20 protein-coding genes are annotated in these 26,347 nt (G+C 54.1%); 14 read left to right on the top strand and 6 right to left on the bottom strand.

From position 1 onward, the window contains the following. Window positions 1-59 precede the first annotated feature (59 nt). Both KP22_RS05470 and KP22_RS05465 read left to right on the top strand, forming a co-directional pair. Complete coding sequence (locus tag KP22_RS05470) at window positions 60-5,183, top strand: AvrE-family type 3 secretion system effector (protein WP_039322912.1); 5,124 nt, start codon at window positions 60-62, stop codon at window positions 5,181-5,183. A 20-nt stretch (window positions 5,184-5,203) separates the two neighbouring features. After that, window positions 5,204-5,626: a type III secretion system chaperone gene (locus KP22_RS05465; protein WP_039299640.1), complete on the top strand. Its 423-nt coding sequence runs from the start codon at window positions 5,204-5,206 to the stop codon at window positions 5,624-5,626. Window positions 5,627-5,635: 9 nt separating this feature from the next. Here KP22_RS05465 and KP22_RS05460 read toward each other — a convergent pair whose 3' ends face one another. Further along, window positions 5,636-6,301 carry a GntR family transcriptional regulator gene (locus KP22_RS05460; protein ID WP_039322909.1) on the bottom strand — a complete coding sequence of 222 codons (666 nt, stop codon included), beginning with the start codon at window positions 6,299-6,301 and terminating at the stop codon, window positions 5,636-5,638. Between the two features lie 625 nt (window positions 6,302-6,926). On the opposite strand from KP22_RS05460, the gene KP22_RS05455 reads away from it, so the two are divergent. Both KP22_RS05455 and KP22_RS22870 read left to right on the top strand, forming a co-directional pair. Next, the gene (locus tag KP22_RS05455; RefSeq protein WP_039322906.1) at window positions 6,927-8,048 is read left to right on the top strand and encodes an ABC transporter substrate-binding protein; all 1,122 of its coding nucleotides are present in this window, start codon (window positions 6,927-6,929) and stop codon (window positions 8,046-8,048) included. Between the two features lie 310 nt (window positions 8,049-8,358). Then, window positions 8,359-8,481 (top strand): hypothetical protein, encoded by a 123-nt coding sequence (locus KP22_RS22870; protein ID WP_269321018.1) that lies wholly within the window; start codon window positions 8,359-8,361, stop codon window positions 8,479-8,481. A gap of 9 nt (window positions 8,482-8,490) precedes the next feature. On the opposite strand, the gene KP22_RS22525 is transcribed toward KP22_RS22870, so the two are convergent. Further along, window positions 8,491-8,667, bottom strand: a complete 177-nt coding sequence (locus tag KP22_RS22525) for a hypothetical protein (RefSeq protein ID WP_167333796.1) — start codon at window positions 8,665-8,667, stop codon at window positions 8,491-8,493. A 235-nt stretch (window positions 8,668-8,902) separates the two neighbouring features. Here KP22_RS22525 and KP22_RS05450 point away from each other — a divergent pair, with 235 nt between their 5' ends. From KP22_RS05450 to KP22_RS05405, 10 genes are all read left to right on the top strand, one after another. Next, window positions 8,903-9,910 (top strand): Gfo/Idh/MocA family protein, encoded by a 1,008-nt coding sequence (locus KP22_RS05450; protein ID WP_039322903.1) that lies wholly within the window; start codon window positions 8,903-8,905, stop codon window positions 9,908-9,910. Between the two features lie 191 nt (window positions 9,911-10,101). Further along, window positions 10,102-11,904: an allophanate hydrolase gene (atzF, locus tag KP22_RS05445; RefSeq protein WP_039322900.1), complete on the top strand. Its 1,803-nt coding sequence runs from the start codon at window positions 10,102-10,104 to the stop codon at window positions 11,902-11,904. Next, the gene (gene uca, locus KP22_RS05440) at window positions 11,897-15,511 is read left to right on the top strand and encodes an urea carboxylase (RefSeq protein WP_039322897.1); all 3,615 of its coding nucleotides are present in this window, start codon (window positions 11,897-11,899) and stop codon (window positions 15,509-15,511) included. Before atzF ends, uca begins: the two co-directional genes overlap by 8 nt. Window positions 15,512-15,567: 56 nt before the next feature. Further along, window positions 15,568-16,341 carry a GntR family transcriptional regulator gene (locus KP22_RS05435; RefSeq protein ID WP_039322895.1) on the top strand — a complete coding sequence of 258 codons (774 nt, stop codon included), beginning with the start codon at window positions 15,568-15,570 and terminating at the stop codon, window positions 16,339-16,341. After that, window positions 16,338-17,606, top strand: coding sequence for an urea ABC transporter substrate-binding protein (gene urtA, locus KP22_RS05430; protein WP_039322890.1), 1,269 nt, complete (start codon window positions 16,338-16,340; stop codon window positions 17,604-17,606). The genes KP22_RS05435 and urtA overlap by 4 nt, the downstream gene beginning before the upstream one ends. 368 nt (window positions 17,607-17,974) lie before the next feature. Continuing rightward, window positions 17,975-19,564 (top strand): urea ABC transporter permease subunit UrtB, encoded by a 1,590-nt coding sequence (urtB, locus tag KP22_RS05425; protein WP_052012475.1) that lies wholly within the window; start codon window positions 17,975-17,977, stop codon window positions 19,562-19,564. Window positions 19,565-19,587: 23 nt separating this feature from the next. Beyond that, window positions 19,588-20,664: an urea ABC transporter permease subunit UrtC gene (gene urtC, locus KP22_RS05420; RefSeq protein WP_039323483.1), complete on the top strand. Its 1,077-nt coding sequence runs from the start codon at window positions 19,588-19,590 to the stop codon at window positions 20,662-20,664. Then, window positions 20,657-21,493, top strand: coding sequence for an urea ABC transporter ATP-binding protein UrtD (gene urtD, locus KP22_RS05415; protein ID WP_052012474.1), 837 nt, complete (start codon window positions 20,657-20,659; stop codon window positions 21,491-21,493). Before urtC ends, urtD begins: the two co-directional genes overlap by 8 nt. A gap of 1 nt (window position 21,494) precedes the next feature. Next, on the top strand, window positions 21,495-22,193 hold the full coding sequence (urtE, locus tag KP22_RS05410) for an urea ABC transporter ATP-binding subunit UrtE (protein WP_039299669.1): 699 nt from the start codon (window positions 21,495-21,497) through the stop codon (window positions 22,191-22,193). A gap of 122 nt (window positions 22,194-22,315) precedes the next feature. Next, window positions 22,316-22,765: a hypothetical protein gene (locus KP22_RS05405; protein ID WP_039299671.1), complete on the top strand. Its 450-nt coding sequence runs from the start codon at window positions 22,316-22,318 to the stop codon at window positions 22,763-22,765. 69 nt (window positions 22,766-22,834) lie between these two features. Here the strand turns inward: KP22_RS05405 and KP22_RS05400 are convergent, their stop codons facing one another. The 4 genes from KP22_RS05400 to KP22_RS05385 all read right to left on the bottom strand — a co-directional run bounded on the left by KP22_RS05400 (window position 22,835) and on the right by KP22_RS05385 (window position 26,331). After that, the gene (locus KP22_RS05400; RefSeq protein ID WP_039299673.1) at window positions 22,835-23,659 is read right to left on the bottom strand and encodes an amino acid ABC transporter ATP-binding protein; all 825 of its coding nucleotides are present in this window, start codon (window positions 23,657-23,659) and stop codon (window positions 22,835-22,837) included. Between the two features lie 23 nt (window positions 23,660-23,682). Beyond that, complete coding sequence (locus KP22_RS05395; protein WP_039299675.1) at window positions 23,683-24,627, bottom strand: amino acid ABC transporter permease; 945 nt, start codon at window positions 24,625-24,627, stop codon at window positions 23,683-23,685. 78 nt (window positions 24,628-24,705) lie between these two features. Further along, complete coding sequence (locus KP22_RS05390; RefSeq protein WP_039299683.1) at window positions 24,706-25,260, bottom strand: GNAT family N-acetyltransferase; 555 nt, start codon at window positions 25,258-25,260, stop codon at window positions 24,706-24,708. An 87-nt stretch (window positions 25,261-25,347) separates the two neighbouring features. Beyond that, on the bottom strand, window positions 25,348-26,331 hold the full coding sequence (locus KP22_RS05385) for an ABC transporter substrate-binding protein (protein ID WP_039322888.1): 984 nt from the start codon (window positions 26,329-26,331) through the stop codon (window positions 25,348-25,350). Between the last annotated feature and the right edge of the window lie 16 nt (window positions 26,332-26,347).

Here is a 26,347-nt window from a genome sequence, read left to right as displayed (position 1 = left end):
CGGAGGGAGGAAATGACCACTTAACTGGCATGTTCACTTCATCACCTTTGGAACTTGTTATGCAGAAAATCCAGCATGCTCAGCCTAGCTTGTCTATTTCGGAAATTGCGCCAGCCACGTTAGCGAAAACATCGTTATCGCAGGGCAATAGCACTAGTGCGAGCCAGAAAGGTGCGCAATCACTGATTCAGCAAGGTTTACATGATAAAAACAAGCCGCCCGAATTGGAGCAGGGCAGCAGTGGTCACGTGAAGAGTCAGGGGGGGCGTTCAAAGACGTTGCAAGAGCTATTTTCATCGGGAAGTATGAGTCAGCGTTTACCGCGCGCGTCTCGCGATTCGCTGACGTCAGGCGGGCCGATCCAAAGCCTTTCCCGATTTGGCGATACGCCGATACTTTCGCGTGAAAGCAGCCTGTCTGGTCGTCACCTTGAGCACAACGATAGTTTTCATACCGCATCCGATTCACTGCACCATAACGAATCTGGCAGCGACAGCGAGCGGTTCTACACGCCATATGAGGCTCGCTCGCCGCTTCATTCGCCGCGCGGAGAAATCACGGAACATTCCCCTGTAACCACAGATATCAGCCGCGATCGGTTACTTTTTCAGAGCGAACTATCCCCGTCACTTAGCCACTCGACTCGCCAGTCTGGCCACGCCGCGCCTGAATTCAGCGTAAAAATAGATCAGTCTGGCCAACTTCAACTGGGTAAGGCACTGCCGGAGGCGCTGACTACACTGTTGCAGCAGACCGTAGGGAAAAACAGCCAGCCGTTCGTTGCCCATCATGAAAATCAGGAGGTTCGAGCGGGGGAACAGCAGCATGCGTTAGTCGATAAATCAGGTCGGCTATTCGTTATTCAAAGTGATGAAAATCAGCATATTGCACTTCACAGCAGCGGCCGCAGCGCGATGCCGTCGGGTAAGTTGGGTGGGGGTAACGTACAGTTGGAATCCACGCTGCAACATCTCTCTCTGCGAACAAAATCGGGTGATGCCACGAGCGTGCCACTATCTGGACGGATGAATCACGAGCTATTAACCGGTATCCATCGACAGCCCGATTCGGCTTCAGGTGCTGGTGAGCAATTGCGCCTGCATGACAGCAAGCTGTTTTCGTTGAACAGCGAATTTGGCGTCTGGCAGCAAAGCAGTGATGTTCCGCATAGCCAATTATCCCGTCAGGGGGACGGTCAACTGTATGCGGTTAAAGATGACCACACGGTGAGCAATTTGTCGTCAGGGACGGCGTCATCGACCTTCAGCGATAAGATTACGGCGTTCTCAGCCAATCAGAACGGACAATCCGCCGTACTGACCGAACAGGATCACCTTACGCAACTGCATCTGATGAGTTCGCTGGATGCCGCGCCGCAGCCAATGGACCTCAAACTGGAAAAGGGTGAACCGGTGTATGCGAAAGCGGTGGGATTAACCGCTGAGCATCTACTGATTGCCGATAATGATGGCAAACTTTATCACGCACCGCTGCCTGAAGTGGGTGAACAGCACGCCACCTTAACGCCAGTCAGCACGTCGAAACTGAATGCGGCGTTGGGTATTGACCACCGTATTACCGGATTTGCCCACGATGAACATGGGCAGACACAGGCACTCGCTACCGATCGACAGGGACAAAAACATGTCGCGTCTCTGGGGCAAAATGGGCTGTCGCCAACGCCGGGGTGGAACCTGAGCGACAGCCTGGTGGTGGACAATAAACTGGGTCTGACGACGGAGGCACCCGCAGCGAAAGACACCTTAGATCTGGGACGACTGGGGCAAATAGGGCTACAGGACGGCAAAGTCCATTTTTACAACGGTAATACCAAAAACTGGGAAGCGTCCAACGTTGAAGCCAGCCAATTAAAACGCGGGCTGGATAATCAGGCTTACACGCTGAAAGACGGCGAAATCACACCGCTGTCCATCAATCAGAAATCAGAGTCGTTTACGCACGGCGACAACACCGTTTTTGCGTTGTCGCAGGTGCGTATGACGCCGTCTGCGGGCACGGCGCTCCCTGGGATCGCCAAGGACGACGGTGTCTCGGCGATGGCAGTGCTCAACCGCAATAAATTTATTGCCGTCGATAAGCAGGGCGATTTGCATTTCCACCAGATCAAGCCGGGGACGGATAAGCCCGCCGCGCCACCGCTGGCGCTGCCTAAAAATGGGTTATCCGGTGAGATACAGGACATCACGCTGGATCACCAGCAGACGTTGTTCGCTCTGAATAAAGAAGGGCAGCTCTTTCAACTGCCGAAAGACGATTGGCAAAATGCCGCGAACCATGACAAGGCACAATGGCAGCCAGTGAAGACGCCAGCAGAAGGCAAAGTGAATTCATTGGGTACGGATGCGCAGCATCATTTGCAGGTTGCGCATGACGACCATGAACTTCATACCCAACAAGGGAGCGAGTGGAAAACGACAGTGCCAAAAGGGGAAACGCCATTACCTTCAGAAGCGCGTGCCGCAGAAACGGTGTTTGGCCGGCTTGATGTGGCAACCAAAGGGATGAAGATACCGTTGACCGGCGTGTCGGTTAAAACCGATGTTCAGGTACTGGGTAAAACGGGTGAAGAATCACAGCAGGTTAAAAGCAAGCTGTCAGATTTGCTCAGAGCCCATGTTGTGTCGTTCTCTATGGAGGTACCACGCCCGCTGAAAACTTTTGCCGATCATGTGCAGCATCAAATCAGCGGCCGCGAGGGTCTGAAACCCGTTTACGACATGCAAGCTGCCCTACTGAAAAAGCTGGACGACACAACGAGCCAGCCGCAGGGAACGACGATGGATTTGGCGAGTAAGCTCGACAAGCTGGATCTGGGGGAGAAAGGGAAACCGCTGGTGAACTTGCTAAAACAGTTCCAGACCGAACTCGAAAGCAGTTCGGCCAAAGCGGCTCTACTTATCGGCAGGCAGCAGGGGGTGGTGAACGATAGCGGTGTGATGAACCCGGAAGGCAAACCGGCCAGCGTACACGGCAGAGAAAAAGATCTGGCTCCGGTGCTGCTGGCGGCGATGGAAAGTCATCCGTCATCGAAAACGAGTACCGCCAGTACGCTGATAAAAGCCTTTGTAGACAGCAAAACGCCAATCGCGCAAAAGCCCAATAGCGAGGCGTTTGGTCAGCAGCGGGATAACAGCGACGCCCTGTCGCTGGCAAAAACGCGGCTGGTGTTGGATACCCTGGTACTGGGGGACTTGCATAAACTGACCGATCGCATTGATGCATTATCTGGCACGTCGCCGAATGACGCGGCGTTGGCATCGATGATGAAGGAACTAAATGCGTTACGGCAGGGGGACTATGGCGACAATCCGGTGAAGAAAATGACCGATATGGGATTCACCAACCATAAGTCGCTGGAAGCGGATTACGATTCGGTTAAAACCTTTATGAAAGCGTTCAAGAAAGAAGAGAATGCCGTCAGCGTGACCTCGAAAACCGTGATGCAGGCGTCGAGCCAGGCGGACATGATCGACAAAATGAAGGCGACCGTTTTGTCGTTGGACAGTAACGAAAGTATCGCCTTTAACCGGACCTATGGCGGTGGCGCATCCATGGCGTTTGTGGTCAGTGGCACACCCCTACCTTTCCCTCCGGTGCCGGGTGGCGGTATCAGTGGCGAAAGAAATTACAACCTGAGTTTTTCCCGAGGTGAAAACGGTATTAATGTTGCCTTCGAGCGTTCAGGCGGGATTACCGGGAAAGTGAGCTACTCTGGCGGGTATGACGTCAGTGAGTATCTGACAGGAAAAACCTCGGCGCAGATGACGCAAAACATCAACAGTAAACACAGCTTTGAACCGGATGTCCGTGCTTCATTCGGCGTATCTGCCAGTCTGCAAATGGCGCAGCAAAATGCCTTGAACTTTACCCTCAGTGAAGAAGATGTACCCGGTTTTATTGACGGTCTGTCGAGCGGTACGATCAATCCGCTTGCCCTGCTGGATAAAGGAGAGCAGCACAGCGTGAAAGCGGGTAAAACGGTCAGCTTCAATCTGGATGGCAATGCCGCGCTGGAACTGCGCGGTGGGATAAACCTGACAGAAAAAGGGGCGGCACCCACCAGCGCCACATTACGTGGCTCTGTTGGCCTGACCGCGAGCGCCAATATCCTGTCTGGCACCAGTTCATCCAGCGTCGCACAAGGTGAACAATCCACCACCTACACTGAATCCGATAACCGCCTGCGCTTCATGAATCAGGCGGCGATGGGTGCCAACGCAACGATCAGTGCCGGAGCGGCCAGAAACACGCCGGATGGTATCGTCCCGTTCTTCACCTCAGCCAGTATCGGGGTGAATGTAGCGGCGGACTCGCGCACTAACCAATCAATTAGTCTGGGCATGAAGAAAGCCGAACCGTTGGAGAAAAAGGATATCGAGGCGTTGACCAATACGCTTAACTCCGCATTTAACGATCCGGCCAGCCAGTTGTTGATTGACGGTGTGAAAAAAATCGCGGAACCGGACGATCAGTTAGCCATTTTGACTGAGCATTTTACGAATAAAACCGCCAAAACTGACGATCAACATCAGGGATTACTGAGTCTTAAAAAGCTGAATGTGCGGCAGGATGTTGCGCAGCGCGACGGGGCAACGCTGGATAGCGTTAAGCATACGACGTCTTACACCAACCTCAGCAAACTGACTGAAAACGGGCTGTTTCAGGTTATCGGTAGCCATTTATTCTCTTCGCTCCCGCCGAGCAACGCCGACCGTATCAGTCAACTGATTGCGGACAACCCCGCGCTGAAGGATATCGTGAGCCGCTTGCAGGATAGTGACATAGCCTCGGTGACGGTTGGTCTGGAACTGAAAGACGAAGTCCGGGAGAAGATAGAAAAGGGTATCCAGAACAAGACGCACGGAAAAGATGATGTCATTGCGTTGTTTAAAGACGGCAATAATTTACGTCTTGCCAGCATCGATGTCTCGCAGACGGTGAAGAAGAGCGAAGGGTTCAATACCCCGGCAGTCATCATCAACGCCTCAAGTAGTGCGGGCGTCAGTATGAATAAACTGCTAGGTAGCGTTAGCTTCAGCTACGGACAGGATCAAAACGTACCGCAAAGCTACAAACTGAGCGGTGAGATTGCAAAAGCCAATCCTGCCGCCACCACTGCTTTGCAGCAGTTACAGCAAGAAGGGCTGCAACTGAAAAGTTAATTGTGATTAAGGAGAACAGAATGACACCAACACAACAGCACATTACCCGTTTATTACGCCATTATGGTGCGCTCAGCCGTACTCAACTGGGTTTGCAAGACGGCATCTGTGCGTTACGCGAACCTGATGGGCAGGAGGCGGTGGTTTTGGAAGTCCCCGCCAGCAGCAGCGTACTGCTATTACACAGTGATATGATGCGATTTCAGGGGGAGGTCAGCACGACGGTGTACCAACTGATGCTGATGCTCAACTTTGAAATGGCGGCGATGAAGGGCTGCTGGCTGGCGCTGGATGAGAATTCAACGCTGCGGTTATGCACTCAGCACACCGCAGAATCGCTCGACGAACCGGGCTTTACCGCGCTGCTGCCCGCGTTTATTGGCCAGGCAAAAGAGACCCGACTGCTGATTCGCGGCTTATTACCACGACTCATGGAAGCTTAACGCCGCAATCTATTGATCTATGGCAATAAAGGCCAGCATTGTTTCGCTGCCGTCCAGAATGTCAGATTGGATGGCCTGCCGGGCGGCGCTGGCATCATGTTGTTGTAGGGCTGCGAGAACGTCTTCGTGATGTTCGATCGCCATCTGCACGGAAAAATGTGCATAGGCCTGCGCAATCAAAGGGCCTGTGCGCATCCATAAACTGCCGATAAACTGCGTCAACAGTGGCATACGTGCTGCCTGTGCCAGAAACAGGTGAAATTCGCTATTTAACCGCAGTGCTTCGCGTAGATTGTTCTCGTCAATCGCCAGACGATTTTGGCGAATATTCTCTTCAATCTGCTCCAACATCTTCGGCGTAATGTGTGCGGCAGCGAGTTCGGCTCCCGTGCCTTCCAGCGCGAGTCGCAAGGTACGGATCTCTATAAACTGGGCTTCGGTCAGTTGAGGAACGCGGATATCTCGCGGCGTCTTAAGCACCAGCGCCTGTTCTTTTGCCAATTGCAGGATTGCATCTCTTACTGGCGTTACGCTGGTGCCAACCTGGGCTGCCAGCTCCCGTATCCTCAGGCGGTCATCCGGCTTGAGTTGGCCGGTAATTAACGCTTCACGCAGCATGGTGTAAACGCTGGAGCCCAGATAGCTGTGATTGATCTGCCCAATTGGATAATTCACGGTTCCCCCAGAGAGAAATGCTGCGCAATGTGATGAGATAGCTATATGGGTTGATACTGCAACGGATTCGCGGCGATGAAGCGCTAATATACAATATGATGCATCAACGAGGCTATGGGTGAGGTGGCTCTCTGGCAGAAAAATAATATGCCGCAATATTTCAAGCTACATGTAAGTTGCTGCGTTCACATACTCGCCCTGGCGGGCCAACGCTTCGCGTTGTTCAAAATTCTAACTGTAATCATTATAAAAATGGTTTCATTCTGTCATCCTCTGGATTTCCACCCCTCACTATTTAGTTCTCCCTGAATAGAACAATAGCCTCTCTTATCCATTCAATATTTTTAACTATATCGTTCGCTTTTTCATCGTATGCATTTTTATTTAATCCTGTAAACTCACGGCTTAATCCCACATAGGAAGTGTGGGTATTGACCTTTGGGCGGAAGATATAACGACGAAGGTTCATACGTTTTCTATTTCGACTTTGTTTTGGCGATCTCATCGCCGCTCCAATCCTGCGCGTCGCGTATTCACGATTCGCTGGTCACACCGTTGCCGTTTCAGCGGCTGATATTTGTCGTTTGTCGGCACGGGTTTTATTCATCAAGTGAAGGAAATCACAATGCAATACACTGGGAAGTACCTGAAGAAAACAGTGCTGATGTTAGCCATGATGGCCGGTCTCAGCGTCGGACAAAGTCAGGCAGGCCTCGAAATCGAGACGCGTTCGCTGGATCAAATCTATGAGAGTGCGTTGAGAGAAGGTGGTACGGTCACCGTCTATGCCGGTGGTGACGTGCAGTCGCAGCAGGCTGGCTTCAAGAATGCATTTGAGACACGTTTTCCTGGCATGAAACTGAATGTGATTGTCGATTACAGCAAATATCATGATGCCCGTATCGATAACCAACTGGCGACCGATACCCTGATTCCTGATGTGGTGCAGTTGCAAACGGTGCAGAATTTTCCGCGCTGGAAAAAGGAAGGCGTGCTGCTGAATTACAAGGCACGGGGCTGGGACAAAATCTACCCAGAGTTTCGTGATGCGGATGGTGCCTGGACTGGCGCCTATGTCATCGCATTCAGCAATTTGGTCAATACCCAGCTTCTGGATGAAAAATCCTGGCCACGCGAAGTCAATGACTACCTTCGTCCCAATTTGAGAGGTAATTTGATTCTGGCCTATCCTAATGACGACGATGCCGTGCTGTTCTGGTACAAACTGGCCGTGGACAAATACGGCTGGGGCTTTGTTAAAAAATTGCAGGAGCAGTATCCCGTCTACGTACGCGGCACCAATGTACCCGGTGCTGAGATTGCGACAGGAAAATACAGCGCGACCTTTACCAGTTCCGGCGCGCTTGTTCCAGCAGCGGATGCTGTAACCCGCTTTGTTCTGCCGAAATCCGACCCTTTTGTCTCCTGGGCGCAACGAGCAGCGATCTTCAAACAAGCTAAACACCCAGAAAGCGCCAAGCTGTATTTGAGTTGGGTACTGGATCCGCAAACGCAGACTCAGGTCTCACGTATGTGGTCAGTACGCACTGATGTTGAGCCGCCAGTGGGTTACAAGCATATCTGGGAATACCGCAACACGCGTCCTCAGGCTTTTGCTGATTTCATGTACGACCGTGGTGCGGTAGAACGTTTTCGCGCGCAACTGAGTCTGTATGTTGGGGAAGCTAAAGGAGAACCTACCCCAGGCTGGCTCGGCGTGCATCCAGAAGTTCCTCTGGCTAACTAACGCCTGAGGTTACTGCGTCAACTTATGCTGGTCACATCAATAGTGGCCAGCATTACATTATATAAACGCATTGTGTAATGGCTGTATCGTTCTATGCATGGTTGAGCGGGGTACAATGGCAGCGAACCACCATTGACGTGTTGAGGATTAACGCTTATTTCTTGCTATTGGGTTTTTATGTTTCGCCAACGTTCAGCATGAAGATCTCGTTTATGATGCAGAAGCCAGCAGACAAAGTGGATGGCCCACGAGCGCGTTACCCTCATGCCGATTGCAGACAGCTCGTTGATTACGGGGCGCTCATATCGGTATGGGAATTGCGGAGTTGGTGAGTTTCTTCAATGCCAAAAGCAAGCTCAAACATCGGCGGGAAGATTTTGCCAAGACGGTTAACCCCGCGCTGGAACCGTTCAATATCCCCAAACCGCGCTAAAGCACCAGCTTAAATTTCAAAACCGGGTGCAACTTCTTTCAATGGTTTTTTACACTCTTCTGGCTTCGGTTGATTCGCTGGCAGTTTTTTGCAATCTGGGGCAAAAGGATTCAACGCATCGCGATTCAGATAGAGCACGAACAGGATCAGAATAAGGAGGGGGATCAGAATGCGTTTTCTTTTCATGGTTATCTTTTTTGGTTGCGTTGCAAAGAATGTAGGGATATGTCAAAAAGCAGGAAAAATTCTAACGCGTTGTACGGCTTTTGTCTTTAGCTAGTCCCGTTTCCACTCTATACACGTCATACTTCAAGCTGCTTGTGCGTTGGCGTTGTTCAAAACGCTAGCGTTTTGTCATGCAACTCGAATTATTTTGGGTATATTGTAGTGATTCGGCATAGCGAGATCGGCAGAAGTGAAAATGAAAAAGATTCGGTTTGCGGCGATTGGATTAGCACACAACCACATTTATGACATGTGCCGGCAGCTCATTGATGCTGGTGCTGAGCTGGTTGGCGTATTTGAATCTGACCCGAATAATCGGGCAAAATTTACCTCGCTTTTCCCTTCTGTCCCTTTTGCCGCATTTGCGGAACAGCTGATTGCTGATGCTTCGATCGATCTTATCGCCTGTGCAGTGATTCCCCGTGACAGAGCCGAATTGGCGCTGCGCACGCTGGATGCAGGCAAGGATTTTTTCACAGCCAAACCGCCGCTGACCACGTTGGAACAGTTGGATGCCGTCCAACGTCGCGTTACGGATACTGGCCGCAAGTTTGCCGTGTATTTTAATGAACGTATCAATGTGGATAGCGCGCTGTTTGCTGGTGAACTGGTGCAACGGGGCGAAATCGGGCGGGTGATTCAGACGATTGGTGTCGGTCCACATCGTGAACGCGGTGCGCGGCCTGACTGGTTTTATCAAAAGCGTCAGTACGGCGGGATCCTCTGTGATATCGGAATCCATCAAATTGAGCAGTTTCTCTATTTTACTGGCAATACCAATGCGTGCGTGGTAGCTAGCCAGACGGCGAATTATCACCACCCATACCATCCCGAATTTGAGGATTTTGGCGATGCCATGCTGCTGGGCGACAATGGGGCCACGGGCTATTTTCGCTGTGACTGGTTTACGCCGGATGGGTTGAGCGTCTGGGGCGACGGTCGTCTGACGATTCTGGGAACGGAAGGCTATATCGAAATCAGGAAATATGTCGATCTCACGCGTGGGGAAAGCAACGTCGTTTATCTGGTGAATGGCAAGGGTGAACAACGTTTTACCCCCGCAGGCAGCGTCGAACGCGCCTTTTTCCCCGATTTTCTGCGTGATTGCCGTGAGCGCACCGAAAACGCGATGTCGCAGTCGCATATCTTCAAGGCAACAGAACTGTCGATTCTGGCGCAGCAGGCGGCGAATAAGATCGCCTGAGAGAAGGCGTTATCGGTATATCAATGATCAACCTTTTTTAAAACCGTGCTCCGCGATGGCGCACGGTTGTTCCTTTTCTGTGCATGATAATCAAATGAACTCATTTAATTCCATATAAATCAATGTAGTGAAAACTGGCATAGTTTTCGCTTTAGTGAATTCAATCTTGTATACCAGATGGGATTCACACTATGCCAAGAATGACGGGACTCACGCTTCAGGAATGGAAACAGCATTACCAACAGCAGGACGATAGCGTTGGCGAGACGCTAAGTGCGCTGCTCGCCAGCTTCTCGATGGACGATCCAGCGTGGATAGTGCTGGCGACACCTGAGCTGCTTGAGGCGCAGATCGCGGCTCTTCTGCCTCTGTATCGTGAAAATCCAGACTCGCTGCCGCTGTTCGGCGTTCCGTTTGCTGTTAAAGATAATATTGATGTTGCAGGCTGGCCGACGAGCGCGGCGTGTCCGGCATTCACCTATCTGGCCGACAAGGATGCGACTGCCGTTGCCAAATTAAAAGCGGCAGGCGCGGTGGTTGTCGGCAAAACCAACCTCGATCAATTTGCCACCGGCTTGGTGGGCACGCGTTCACCGTTTGGTGAAGTACCGAATACCTTCAATGCGGACTATATCAGCGGTGGTTCCAGTTCAGGATCGGCCTCGGTGCTGGCGCGAGGACTGGTCGGATTTTCATTAGGCACCGACACCGCCGGATCGGGGCGTGTTCCCGCTGGGTTTAACAATATTGTCGGCCTCAAGCCGACGAAAGGGTGGCTATCGGCAAGCGGCGTGGTGCCAGCCTGTCGCCTGAATGACACGATCTCCGTATTTGCGTTGACGGTTGAAGATGCGTTTACCGTCGCGGAGCTGGCTGGCGGATACGATGTAACAGATGCTTATTCACGCAGCCATCCGGGCAGTGCGCCAGCCTTGCTACCGGAAAAACCGCGCGTCGCCATTCCCAGCGATCCGACCTTTTTTGATGATGCCGTCGCACAGGCTGCATGGCAGCTCGCGCTGGTCGAATTAGAAGCGACGGGCGCGACGCTGCATCCTATCGATTTCAGCGTATTCACGCAGTTGGCAGAACAACTTTACCAAGGCCCTTGGGTGGCGGAACGCACGGTGGCGGTGGGCGATATGCTGCGGCAGCCTGAACTGATGGATCCGGTGGTGCACGGTATCGTGGCGAGCGGTGAGCGTTTCAGCGCGGTAGAGGCTTTCAAAGCCGAATACCTGCGGGCTGAACTGACGCGCCAGATTCAGCAGACGCTGGCTTCGTTCGATGCCTTAGTGGTGCCGACCTCGCCGACGATCCATACGCGTGAGGCGATGAAGCAGGAGCCAGTACGCAATAATTCCCAGTTGGGAACCTACACCAACTTTACCAATCTGGCCGATCTTTCGGCGCTGGCGCTGCCTGCGCCTTTCCGTGCTGACGGCTTGCCTGCGGGTATCACGCTGATTGCACCCGCGTGGCACGACCGTGCGTTAGCGAGCTTTGGCCTGCGCTGGCAGGCTCAACTGGCGCTTACGCTGGGCGCGACGGGAAAAGCGCTGCCCGCGGGACCAGCCGCCTTACCGCCTTCCACCTCACACGTCCGCCTCGCCGTTGTCGGCGCACATCTGACGGGCATGCCGCTCAACCATCAATTGACCAACCGTGATGCGGTACGGATAGAAGAGACGCGCACCGCGGAAAACTATCGTCTTTATGCGCTGGCGAATACGCAACCTGCCAAGCCCGGATTAGCGAAAAGCACCGACGGCGCGGCGATCATCGTCGAACTGTGGGACATCCCGCTGGCACGTTTTGGTGAGTTTGTCGCAGAGATTCCGGCCCCGCTGGGGATTGGTACGCTGACGTTAGCCGACGGGCGACAGGTTAAAGGCTTTATTTGCGAATCGGCTGCGTTAAGCGATGCCACGGATATCACCGCGTTCGGCGGCTGGCGTCATTGGCTCGCCCGTCAGGAGGCATCTCATGTTTAAGACCGTATTGATTGCTAACCGAGGTGAGATCGCCTGCCGCGCGATGCGTACGCTAAAGCGCTTGGGGATTACCAGCGTGGCGATTTATTCCGACACGGATAAAAACGCACAACATGTGAAAGATGCCGATATTGCCGTATCGATTGGTGGGGAAAAGGCCAGCGACAGCTATCTGTGCATCGATAAAGTTCTGGCGGCGGCGCAGCAGACGGGAGCAGAGGCTGTCTGGCCAGGCTACGGTTTTCTATCCGAAAGCCTGCCGTTTGCGGCCGCGTGTGAAAAGGCGGGTATCGCGTTTGTCGGGCCAACCGCGCAGCAAATTGGCGAATTTGGCCTGAAGCACCGCGCCCGTGAACTGGCTGCGGCTGCCGGCGTGCCGATGACACCGGGAACGCCGCTGTTGGCCTCGTTGGAGGACGCGCTGATTGCAGCAGATGAGATTGGCTATCCAGTGATGCTGAAAAGTACCGCTGGCGGCGGTGGCATTGGTCTGACGCGCTGTGCAGATGCCGTCGCGCTGCAAGCTGCGTGGGAGAGCGTGCGCCGCTTGGGAGAGCAGTTTTTCAGCGATGCAGGCGTCTTTCTCGAACGCTGTATCGATCGGGCGCGTCATGTAGAAGTACAGATTTTTGGCGATGGCAAAGGCCGTGTGGTGGCGCTGGGCGAACGAGATTGCTCATTGCAGCGGCGCAACCAGAAAGTGGTGGAAGAAACGCCCGCACCGCATTTGCCAGAAACCACGCGTGCGGCATTGCTGGCTGCGGCGGTGAAACTCGGCGAGCTGGTCAGCTATCGCAGCGCGGGAACGGTGGAATTTATCTACGACGCCGAGCGTGACGCGTTTTTTTTCCTCGAAGTGAATACCCGTTTGCAGGTTGAGCATCCGGTGACGGAGTGTGTCACCGGGCTGGATTTGGTCGAATGCATGCTGCGCGTTGCGGCGGACGAACCGCTGGACTGGGCGCAGCTCGCACAGCTCCCGCGTGGCGCGGCGATTGAAGTACGCATTTATGCGGAAGATCCGCTGAAAAATTTCCAACCCAGCCCCGGAGTGCTGACCGAAGTGGCATTTCCCGACGGCGTGCGGGTCGATGGCTGGGTAAGCTCTGGCACCGAGGTATCGGCGTATTACGATCCGATGATCGCCAAGCTGATCGTTCACGCAGAAACCCGTGAACTGGCGTTGGAGAAGATGCAGCAGGCGCTGAATGCCACACGTTTGCACGGTATTGCCACCAATCTGGATTATCTGCGTCAGATTATCACCACCGACGCGTTCCGTAGCGGAACGGTATGGACGAGGATGCTCGACAGCTTTACGCCGTCCGCGTCGGTGATTGAAGTCATCCAGCCCGGCACCTGGAGCAGCGTGCAGGATTACCCCGGACGCCTCGGCTATTGGGATATCGGCGTGCCGCCATCTGGCCCGATGGACGATTTCGCGTTCCGTCTGGCGAATCGGATTGTCGGTAACGATGAGATTGCAGCAGGACTAGAATTTACGCTGCAAGGGCCGACGCTGCGCTTCCACAGTACGGCGGTGATTGCGCTGACGGGAGCTGATTGCCCAGCGACGCTGGATGGAGACGTCGTGCCCTATTGGCAGCCTGTTACGGTAACGGCTGGGCAAACGCTGACGCTGGGGCGGGCGCAGTCCGGCTGCCGCACCTATCTGGCGGTACGCAACGGCATCGATGTGCCGCAGTATCTCGGCAGCCGCTCGACGTTCGCGCTCGGGGAATTTGGTGGACACGCCGGACGAACGCTGCGCGTGGCGGATATGCTGGCGATTTCTCAACCCGCATTGCCTGCCTGCACCACGCCCGCACCGGTGAGCCCCCCGCAGGCCGTGGACATCGCGCTGATTCCGCAGTATGGCAACGAATGGCGCATTGGCGTGCTCTATGGCCCGCATGGTGCGCCGGATTTCTTTACCTACGCCGCCATCGACGAATTTTTCGCGGCGGAATGGCAGGTGCATTACAACTCGAACCGACTGGGCGTGCGTCTGGTGGGGCCGAAGCCTGGCTGGACGCGAGAGAACGGCGGTGAGGCCGGTTTGCATCCTTCCAACATTCACGACTGTGAATACGCCATCGGCGCGGTGAATTTTACCGGTGATTTTCCGGTGATCCTCACGCGAGATGGGCCAAGTCTGGGCGGGTTTGTTTGTCCGGTCACCATTGCCAAAGCGGAACTGTGGAAAGTCGGTCAGGTCAAACCGGGTGACCGTATCCGTTTCCATCCTATCAGCGCGGAGGAAGCGCTGGCACTGGAGCAGGCGCAATCTGACCGTATTTCTACGCTGGGTGCGGCGCATACGCCAGCGTTTGACGTTCCCTCGTTGGCGACGACAGAACACGGCTCCGCCACGGTGCTGGCTGTCGTGCAAGCCACGGCGACCACGCCAACTGCCGTCTATCGTCAGGCAGGCGACAACTACGTTCTGATCGAGTACGGCGAGAACGTGCTCGATCTGGCGCTGCGGCTGCGTATTCATCTGCTGATGATCGCGATCCGTGCTTCAGAGACGGCGGGAATAGAAGAGCTGTCGCCTGGCGTACGTTCGCTACAGGTGCGCTATGACAGCCGGGTTCTCCGTCAGCGTGCGCTGCTGGACGTGCTATTGCATCTGGAAAGCCAGCTTGGTGACGTCAGCCAGATGAAAGTGCCGTCGCGCATCGTCCATTTACCAATGGCATTTGAAGACAGCGCTACGCTCGGTGCGGTTGAACGCTACCGTGAAACCGTACGCGCCAGTGCGCCCTGGCTGCCGAATAATGTTGATTTCATTCAGCGCATTAACGGTTTACCGAGCCGCGATGACGTGCGCGACACCATTTTCGATGCCAGCTATCTGATTCTGGGGCTAGGCGACGTTTATCTCGGCGCGCCCTGTGCGGTGCCGGTCGATCCGCGCCACCGTCTGCTTAGCTCCAAATATAATCCGGCGCGTACCTTCACTGCCGAAGGCACGGTCGGTATCGGTGGCATGTACATGTGCATTTACGGCATGGATTCGCCGGGCGGCTATCAGCTTGTAGGGCGCACGCTGCCGATCTGGAACAAGTTCCTCAAAAACGATCAGTTCATCGCGGGCGAACCGTGGCTGCTGCATTTCTTCGATCAAGTCCGGTTTTATCCCGTCAGCGAAGCCGAATTGACGTCGCTGCGTGAGGATTTTCGCGAAGGACGTGCCGCGATCCACATCGAAGAAACCGAATTTGATTTCGCTGAACACACGCGTTTTCTGACCGAACAAGCCAACGATATCGCCGCGTTTCGCCAGCGTCAGGCCTCTGCATTTGAAACCGAGGTGGCGCTGTGGCAGCAGGAAGAGGACAGCACGCCGCAGGAGGACGTTTTAATTGCCCCCGTAGAAAACGACGAAGACGCTTTTCAGGTCAGTGCAGATATGAACGGCAATATCTGGAAAGTGCTGGTGAAGGTGGGGGATGAGGTTGAGGCCGGACAGCCGCTGATCATTGTCGAAGCGATGAAAATGGAACTGACGATTAACGCGCCGCAGTCTGGCCGAGTGAAGCGCATCGGCTGTCAGCCGGGGCGTCCGGTCAGTCCCGGTGATGCTTTGCTATGGCTGGAATAAGGTATGTGTCTGCATAAAACGGACGACAGGTAATAAACGGCGAGGCGGAGAAAACCATGCGAACAGGCACACAAAAGAATAACAAAGATCGCCCGGAAGCGTTGGCGGAACGGGTGTATCAGACGCTGAAAAACGACATTTTCGACTTTCGTCTGATGCCGGGCGATCGCTTCAGTGAAAGTGAGATTGCCGAGCGGATGTCGGTTAGCCGCACGCCGGTGCGTCAGGCGCTGTTCTGGCTGGAGCGGGAAGGGTATGTCGAAGTCTATTTCCGCAGCGGCTGGCAGGTTCGCCCCTTTGATTTTGAGTATTTCGAGGAACTGTATGACTTCCGCATTGTGCTGGAGCGCGAAGCCATTCGACGCTTGTGTGGAATGCCGCCGGGGCGCTGCGCCGAGTTATTGGCCGATCTGAAACGCTTCTGGATTGAGGAACCGCGTCTGGATGATGGAAAGACCGTGTCCCGCTACGACGAAGGGTTTCACCGTGGGCTGGTGATGGCGGCGGGCAACAGTGAAATGGCGCGGATTCACGGCGAACTGACGGAGAAAATCCGCATTATTCGCCGTCTCGATTTCACCCGTGAGGATCGCATCGACGCGACCTATAAAGAACACGCCCAGATTTTGCTGGCGATCTTGCAACAATACACCGAGGAGGCGCAGCACATTCTCACCGACCACATTGCGGTCAGTAAGGCCGAAGTCCGGAAGATCACCTTGCACATGCTACAGCAGGCGCGGCCTCAGTCAGTTACTACGGAACCTGCTTCACCAGACGTATCACACGATTCCATTCTTACTCAACACGACTTAAGGGCTAATAAATGAAAAGACGTTCATTGCTAAAAGTTTTTGCGCTTTCTGCGACAGTGGTTGGTATGGGGTTGACCTGGAGCGTGCAGGCGACGGAAACCATCAAAGTCGGGGTGATGCATTCGCTGTCCGGCACGATGGCGATTTCGGAAACGCCGCTAAAAGATGTGGCGCTGATGGCCATTGATGAGATCAACGCTAAAGGCGGCGTGTTGGGTAAAAAACTGGAGCCGGTGGTCGTCGATCCTGCGTCGAACTGGCCGCTGTTTGCTGAAAAGGCGCGTCAGTTGTTAACGCAGGATAAAGCGGCGGTGGTCTTCGGCTGCTGGACATCAGTGTCGCGTAAATCGGTGCTGCCCGTGTTTGAAGAGTTAAACGGGCTGCTGTTCTATCCGGTGCAGTATGAGGGTGAAGAGATGTCACCGAACGTGTTCTATACCGGTGCGGCACCGAATCAGCAGGCGATCCCCGCGGTGGAATATCTGATGAGTGAAGACGGCGGGGCGGCGAAGCGTTTCTTCCTGCTGGGTACCGATTATGTCTATCCGCGTACCACCAACAAGATCCTGCGTGCGTTCCTGCATTCGAAAGGCGTGCAGGACAAGGATATCGAAGAAGTCTATACGCCGTTCGGCCACAGCGATTATCAGACCATCGTTTCCAACATCAAGAAATTCTCGACGGGCGGTAAGACAGCGGTGGTTTCTACCATCAACGGCGATTCTAACGTCCCATTCTATAAAGAGCTGGCGAATCAGGGCATCAAAGCGACCGATGTGCCGGTTGTCGCGTTCTCGGTAGGCGAAGAGGAACTGCGCGGCATCGATACCAAACCGCTGGTCGGCCATTTAGCGGCGTGGAACTACTTTGAGTCGGTAGATAACCCAACCAATGCCGACTTTGTGGAAGCCTACAAAGCTTATGCCAAAGCGAAAAACCTGCCTAACGCAGGCACGGTGGTGACTAACGACCCGATGGAAGCCACCTATGTCGGCATTCACATGTGGGCGCAGGCGGTAGAGAAAGCGGGCACCACGGACGTGGATAAAGTGCGTGCCGCAATGGCAGGTCAAACCTTTGCCGCTCCGGATGGCTTTACGCTGACGATGGATAGCACCAACCACCATCTGCATAAGCCAGTGATGATTGGCGAAATCGAGGAAAACGGTCAGTTCAACGTGGTCTGGCAAACCGATAAACCGGTTCGCGCGCAACCGTGGAGCCCGTACATCGCCGGTAACGATAAGAAGCCCGATCATCCAATAAAAGCCGCACAGTAAATTTGAGTTTCAGGTCTTAATCGTTTTGTTATCCGGCGTAAAAAATTATGCATCGGTAGGTATGACCGCCGAGTGAGCGGCATGGATGCCGCGAAAGTCAGTGCCGCGTCTGGATCGCGTCACTGACGGCTCGATTAGCGGTCGTTAACACCGATGACACCGCGCAGCGGCATAATTTAGCCGGAAGCCTGGGTTCGCAGGGCGGCGGCGACTGAGCGCCCTGCGTCGGGCGCTCATACGGATATTGCCTATGAATAGCGGCGTTATAGCGCACGAAATACTCACTGCACCAGCATAAAAGTGTGGCGGTGAGACTGCTGGATATAGAAGGAAAAATAAATGGTGCGAATAGATATTCCCTCTCTTATATGGCGGACATTGCGATGATTAATCGTCAATTATCTACGTTTGTGCTGTCGCTGTGTCTGATGCTTCCTGTGTTAGCACAGGCCGGGCCCGCAGCCGATTTCGCTGCTGCCAGCCGCACGCAGCAAGCAGAGCTACTGCAACAGTGGGCCGCTGCGCCGGAGCCCGCACGCTTGCCGTTGCTACAGGCACTGCGCGACGAATCGGTGGTACTCGATAAGAATCAACAGCCGTTTATGGATGTGCAAGGCACGTTAACGCCGCTGGAAGGGCATGTTCAACCGACTGGTGCGACCAAAAAACTGTTTATGAATAACCGCCTGCGCGTTCTGATTGCCACCGCGCTGGCCTCACACCAGTTAGTCAGTGATGACGTCGCAACGCGCCTGAATGCGGTGCGGCAATTGCAAGGTGACAGCAGTGCGGGACAACTGCCGCTATTGGTGCAGCGCCTTGAGGTAGAAAAAGACGCACAGGTGCACGATGCGCTGACTATCGCTATTGCCACCCGCCAGCTAAGCGCTGCCGATCCGCTGGTGCGTCTTGATGCGGTCAAACGCTTAGGGCAGACCGGCGATCCGCAAATGCAGGGACTGCTACAACCGTTGACGCAGGCACCGAATGAATCAGATACCGGCGTGCGTGCGGCAGCACAGGAGAGCCTAGATAAGATTAAGCAAAGTTTGATCGTCGGCGATCTACTGGGGCAGGCGTTTACCGGGCTATCGCTCGGCTCTATTTTGCTGCTGGCGGCGCTGGGGCTGGCGATCACCTACGGGTTATTGGGCGTTATCAACATGGCGCACGGTGAAATGTTGATGCTGGGCGCGTATGCAACCTGGCTGGTGCAGTCGCTGTGCCAGCAGTTTGCACCCAGTTGGCTGACGTATTATCCACTGCTGGCGCTGCCTGTCGCCTTTTTTATCACCGCGGGAGTCGGCATGGCGTTGGAGCGCACGGTGATTCGCCATCTCTATGGTCGTCCGCTGGAAACGTTGCTGGCAACGTGGGGTATCAGCCTGATGCTGATCCAACTGGTGCGGATGCTGTTCGGCACGCAAAATCTGGAAGTCGCGAACCCCGCGTGGCTGTCTGGCGGGCTACGCTTGTTGCCGAATCTGGTGCTGCCGTATAACCGCATCGCGGTGATTGTGTTTGTCCTCGGCGTGCTGCTGCTCACCTGGCTATTACTCAATAAAACACGGCTCGGCATGAATGTGCGGGCGGTGACGCAAAACCGGGCGATGGCGGATTGCTGCGGCGTGCCGACCGGACGTGTCGATATGCTGGCTTTTGGTCTCGGCTCTGGCATCGCTGGATTGGGCGGTGTGGCACTGTCTCAATTGGGCAACGTCGGACCGGAACTAGGGCAGGGTTACATCATCGATTCCTTCCTCGTCGTTGTGTTGGGCGGCGTCGGACAGCTTGCAGGGACGGTGGTGGCTGCATTTAGCCTTGGTATTCTCAACAAAGTGTTGGAGCCGCAGATCGGCGCGGTGCTGGGCAAAATCGTCATTCTGGTTCTGATCGTGTTGTTTATTCAGAAACGGCCACAGGGGCTGTTTGCATTCAAAGGACGGGTGATTGACTGATGACGCAACCTATTACGCAATCTATTAAACAGCCCATGACGATAACCCTGACGCAGCGCGCACCGCGGCTCATGCTTGTCCTCGGTGCGAGCATATTATTGGCTTTGCTGATACTGCCATTTTTTGCGCTGTTGCCCGCAGAGAATCCACTGGCTATCTCCACTTATACGCTGACGCTGATCGGCAAAATTCTGTGCTATGCCATTGTTGCCGTGGCGTTGGATCTGGTGTGGGGTTACGCCGGGCTGCTATCGCTCGGTCACGGCCTGTTTTTTGCGCTGGGCGGCTATGCCATGGGCATGTATCTGATGCGGCAGGCTGCTGGCGAAGGGATGCCCGCGTTTATGTCGTTCCTGTCGTGGACTGAGCTACCGTGGTTCTGGACAGGTACGCAGTATTTCGCCTGGGCGCTGTGCCTGATCGTATTGGTGCCGGGAATACTGGCGTTTGTATTCGGTTGGTTCGCGTTCCGCTCTAAGATTAAGGGCGTCTATTTCTCGATCATGACGCAGGCGCTGACTTACGCCGGGATGCTGCTGTTCTTCCGTAACGAAACTGGCTTTGGCGGCAACAACGGATTTACTGGGTTTACGACGCTGCTGGGGTTCCCGATTACGGCTACCGGTACACGCATTGGGCTGTTTGTCGCCACCGTACTGTTGCTAACCGCCAGCCTGTTGGTGGGGTTTGCGCTGGCGCGCAGTAAATTTGGTCGCGTGTTGACGGCAGTGCGCGATGCGGAAAACCGCCTGATGTTCTGTGGCTACGATCCGAAAGGCTTCAAACTGTTTGTCTGGACGCTTTCCGCCGTACTGTGTGGGCTGGCGGGGGCGCTGTATGTGCCACAGGTTGGCATCATCAATCCCAGCGAAATGTCGCCGACCAACTCCATCGAAGCCGCCATTTGGGTCGCACTGGGCGGACGCGGAACGCTAATCGGGCCGTTGCTCGGCGCGGGGATCGTCAACGGTGCGAAAAGCTGGTTTACCGTGGCCTTTCCTGAATACTGGCTGTTTTTTTTGGGGATGATGTTTATTCTCGTCACGCTGTTTTTGCCGCGTGGTGTGATTGGATTTCTGACGAGGAAGAAACATGACTGAACCTGTATCTGTACCCTCAGTGTCTACTCAGACGATTTCTCCACCGACCCAGTTTGCCCAGCCACACCCGTCGGATCGCCATCGACACCAGACCGATCCGGTGCTGCAACTCGATAAGATTAACGTGAGTTTTGACGGTTTCCGGGCGCTTACCGATCTCTCGTTGCAGATTGGCGTGGGGGAACTGCGCTGCATCATCGGACCAAACGGCGCGGGAAAAACCACGTTGATGGATGTCATTACCGGCAAAACGCGGCCGGATAACGGTAAGGTGTTTTACGATCAGTTCACTGACCTGACATCGCTATCACCCGTGGACATAGCTCGCGCGGGAATTGGGCGAAAATTCCAAAAACCGACCGTGTTTGAAGCGCTGACGGTGTTTGAAAACCTCGACATTGCGCTGAAAACCGACAAGTCGGTGTGGGCAAGCCTGCGTGCCAGGCTGAACAGCGAACAACGTGACCGGATTGACGACACGCTGGCGCTGCTGCGGCTCAGTCACGAACGGCAGCGACCAGCAGGGCTGTTGTCGCACGGGCAAAAGCAGTTTCTGGAGATTGGCATGCTGTTGGTTCAGGAACCGCATCTGCTGTTGCTCGATGAACCCGCTGCGGGGATGACGGACGCCGAAACGGCCTATACCGCCGAACTGTTCCGTAGTCTGGCGGGCAAGCACTCGTTGATGGTGGTGGAACATGATATGGGATTTGTCGAGAGTATTGCCGATCGCGTGACCGTGCTGCATCAGGGGCAGGTGCTGGCGGAGGGATCGCTGCGCGAGGTGCAGGCGAATGAGCAGGTCATTGACGTTTATCTGGGGCGCTAACATGTTAGAGATTGCTGAACTGAATCAATATTACGGCGGCAGCCACATTTTGCGTGGCTTGTCGTTTGAGGTAAAACCTGGCGAGATTACCTGCCTGTTAGGGCGTAACGGCGTGGGGAAAACCACGTTGCTGAAATGCCTAATGGGGCTGATTCCGGCGAAGTCCGGCACGATTCACTGGCAGGGCGAAGCGATTAACACACGTAAACCCCACCAGCGCGTGCAGTCTGGCATTGCCTATGTACCGCAGGGGCGAGAGATTTTTCCTCGTCTGACGGTGGAAGAAAATCTACTGATGGGGCTATCGCGTTTTCCGGGCAAACAAGCTCGGCAGGTGCCGGATGAGATCTACCAGCTTTTTCCCGTATTGGATGAAATGAAACAGCGGCGTGGCGGCGATTTGTCCGGTGGGCAACAGCAACAGCTGGCGATTGGACGTGCGCTGGCCTGTAAACCACAATTGTTGATTCTGGATGAACCGACAGAAGGCATACAGCCGTCGGTGATTAAAGAGATCGGCGCGGTGATTCGCCAACTGGCACAGCGCGGCGACATGGCGATTTTACTGGTCGAGCAATTTTACGACTTTGCCGCCGAACTGGCCGACAGCTATCTGGTGATGTCTCGTGGGGAAATCATACAGCGTGGGCGAGGCGAAACGATGGAGCAGGACGGCGTGCGGGGGCTGGTCGCGATTTGAGCGCAGTGACCTTGGTTTCATTTCGCTAGTACAAAATTTTCATACTGCTCGGGCAAGCGGTGTAAAATACAACCTTAAGAAGATAATTTGTTGTTTAGCTTCAGTTAAAAGGAAACTTAAGGATGAGTAAACCGCTGAAGATTTTTGCTGCGATCGGCACCATCGCTATTGCTGTTGTGGTTGGTGCGATATGGCCGTATATCAAAATGGATTTTGCCAGCAGTGCGCACTATACCGAACAGGATAAAAGGGAGTATGTGTTCTATACCCCCGACATTCTAAAGAAAATGCCACGCATTACAGACCACTACGACTTCAGTTTTTCGAACGTAACAGGTCCAGAAGCTAAAGTATGGACAGTGAATTTCTATGGTACTGGCGATACCCGCAATGTTCACACCTATCTGACTTCGGTGGGGTATGAGAAGCAGGATCGTTGCGATGTTGAAGCTGAATGTTGGCGAGCGGTTGGCACTCATGATGTTGTGACGGTTGCGACATTTGATACCGATAAAAGCGTGATGGTTCAGGTTTATAGCAGCCCGAACACTGAACCATTAACTGCAAAATAATAATTTATTCGCGATCTCATCAGGCTCACGCGCCGTGAGCCTGGCTGGATTTTTAATCGGTTTATTTCCTCACAGTACCTTATTCAAAAAGTTGATCGTCCGCGGGTGACGGGGATGGTTTAGCACCTGCCAGGATTCGCCGCTTTCGACAATTTTTCCATCTACCATAAACACCACGCGGTCGGCGACTTCGCGCGCAAAGCCGATTTCATGTGTAACGACGACCAGCGTCACGCCGGATCGGGCGAGCGATTTGATCACATCCAGCACCTCGCCGACGAGTTCAGGGTCGAGCGCGGACGTCGGTTCATCAAACAGCATCACTTTCGGTTTGAGCGCCAGCGCACGGGCGATGGCGACGCGCTGTTGCTGACCGCCGGAAAGATGGCGGGGATAAGACTGTGCTTTATGGCGTAGCCCGACGCTTTCCAACAGGATAAAGGCGACATCTTCCGCTTCCTGACGGGAATACAGTTTATGCGCCAGCGGGGCTTCAATGATATTTTCCAAGACGGAAAGATGGGGGAAAAGATTGAAATTCTGGAACACATAGCCGACGTTGATACGCTGGCGCAACACGTCCTTTTCTTTCAATTCATAGAGCGTATTCCCTTTGCGTCGATAGCCGATGTAGTCGCCGTCGATGCGGATAAAACCGTCGTCCACGCGTTCAAGATGATTAATGGTGCGCAGCAGCGTGGATTTCCCCGAACCGGACGGACCCAGGATCACCGTGACGGAGCCGGGCGCTAGCGTCAGATTGATATCCTCCAGCGCTTTATGCTGACCAAAATGTTTCGCTACATTGCGGATCTCAATCAGCCCGCGGGCGTTTTCTACCTGTGGCTGCTCGGTGGTTCGGGCGTGAGCAAAATAATCGATAGCTTCAGACATGGTGAATCTCCAGAATCGAGGGGTTAACGTGCGCGCTTTCGTGTCAGAACACGAATAAGTCTCTGGCGCGGCGTTAGCGGCATTTCACGCACTGCACCGCGGGACACATAGCGTTCCACGTAGTATTGGACGATGGATAGCACTGTCGTAATCAGCAGATACCAGATGGTAGCGACCATCAGTAATGGAATAACCTGCTGAGTGCGGTTGTAGATGACTTGAACGGTGTAAAACAGCTCCGGTAGCGCCAGTACGTAGACAATCGAGGTGCCTTTAGCGAGGCTGATGATCTCGTTAAAACCAGTGGGCAGAATCGAACGCAGTGCCTGCGGCAGAATGATGCGCACTGTACGGCGACCTCCGGGTAGGCCGAGCGCTGCGGAGGCTTCAAATTGACCCGCGTCCACACCAAGAATACCGCCGCGAATAATCTCCGCTGTATACGCGGACTGCACCAGCGTCAGGCCAAGTACGGCGACAGAAAATTGATCCAGTAAATCAATTGTCGGATAGCGCAGGAAGACGATAGATGTGAACGGAATCCCCAGCGCCAGTTCGTCATAGAGATACGAGAAATTGTAGAGAATGATCAGCACCAAAATCAGCGGCAACGATCGAAACAGCCAGATATACAGCCACGACAAGGTGGAGAGCAGATAAGACGGCGAAAGCCGTGCCAGCGCCAGCGCGGTGCCGAAAAAAATGCTGAATAATGTACCCAGCGCGGTCAACAGCAGCGTTTGCCCCAGCCCGGTAAGGATGACCGGATTAAAAAACCACTCGGCAAAAACTGACCATTCCCAGCGCGGGTTCAGCGCGATTGATTGAATAATCCCAGCAAAAATAAACAGTGAAAACAGTGCACCAGCAAAACGAAAAGGGTAACGCGCCGGAACGATGTTCAACGGCGGTTCCTGTGCCTGACTCAGCGGTGTCTGCTGAGACGACGTTTGTAGAGATTGCGTCATGATCGATACCATTTGAATGTGAGGCTGAAAAATGTCGTTTTGTGGCTAGCGCATAGGGTTATTACCGGTGCATAACTGTCAACACACTTTCAAATGGCGGGTGATAAGTTCGACTTCCGTTTGCCGCGCAACCCGTGGTGCCACCGTTTCGAACAGCGCTTTCCTAAACGGTAAACGCCCGTCGTAAGGTGGGAGGCTATAGGTCACCGGATCGACGGTGGTATCGAACTGAGGGTGATAACCGTGGCTCAGGTATAAGCGCACGGCTTCAGGCTGACGGAAGCCAGTCGTCAGGAAAAAATGTTCATAGCCTAATCGGCGAGCGTGTTGTTCCAGCTCATGCATCACTTTTCCCGCTAGCCCCTGACGGCGCAGTGAGTTATCTGTCCATACCCGTTTAATCTCGGCGGTGGTACTGTCGTAGCGTTTAAACGCCCCCGTAGCGATGGGGATACCTCGACGCAGCAGTGCAATAAAAATGCCGTGTGGCTGCTGGTAGATTCCCGGCGGGTCGTTTTCCCGCTCACCGAAAAAATCACCGTAACGCTGCTCATATTCTGCGAACAGGCCGTCGATAATGGGTGCCACGATAGGATCCTCGGGCTGGGTAACAATGAAGATGTCGTCGGACATTGCATGCTCCTGATTCATTAAGGTATACGCGGGCTATCGGTAACCATTGCGTTTCGCTTATAGCGTCCCGATAGCCATAGGGCAGGACTAATTGCCCAGCCCCGGAGGATTGATTTCTGAACGGTCGATACGCTCAATACTTTCTCCCCAGCGGTTTAGCACCTTGTCGTATTCACCGCTTTTAATCACACCGTTCAACGCCGTATTAATCGGCTGTACCAATCCGCTGCCTTTGCGTGTGGTGACTGCGATATGTGCGACGTTGGGATAACCGCCGTTTACCGTACCGACATGCTTAACTTTGCCCGTCAGCTCAGCCTTGTAGGCGCCGATCACGTTTGGGCCGAAATAGGCATCAGAACGACCGGATTGTAGGCTCAGGTTGGCCGCGGCATCGTCCGTGACATAAATGGGCTGAAAGGCGGGTAGACCGTTGGCGCGATTCTGTTTATCCCACGCCAGCAGCACCGCTTCCTGATTGGTGCCGGAACCGACGATAATCTTCAATCCAGCAATGTCTTTCGCTTCCTTGATTGACTGAATTTTACTGGTGGATTTCACATAGAAGCCGAGTGAGTCGATGCGATAAGTGGCAAAATCGAACTTTTCTTTACGCTCTTTGGTGACGGTAATATTGATGATGGCGGCATCATATTTGCCGGAGGCTACGCCGAGCGGCCAGTCTTCCCATGAGGTGGGAACGATGTTCAGTTCCAGTCCAAGACTGTCTGCCACCAGCCGGGCAATATCCGGTTCGCTGCCCACCACAGTTTTGTTGTCGTCAGCCAGAAAGGCCAGCGGCGGCGATGAACCCAACGCGGCAATCGCGACGGTGAATTTACCCGGCGTGACAAATTTAAAATCAGCCGGAACCTGTGCGATAGCGTCCACATTCTTCGGCGCATGGATCGGCTGTTGATTGGCTTTTAGATCGATAGCCGCCTGTGCACCAGTCGTTACAGATAACGTGCCGAGCAGCAGCGATCCCATTAGTAACTTTGTCAGACGCGACGGGAATACGCGAGGTGTCGCGGTCAAATGTGCGATGGTGTAGGCGATCTGTTTTTGCATATGTCTTTCCCTTGCA

This window comes from Pectobacterium betavasculorum (assembly GCF_000749845.1).
Classification (GTDB): Bacteria; Pseudomonadota; Gammaproteobacteria; order Enterobacterales; family Enterobacteriaceae; genus Pectobacterium; species Pectobacterium betavasculorum.
The sequence above is the reverse complement of the archived record's forward strand: the minus strand, read 5'-3'. Positions and strand labels throughout refer to the sequence as shown.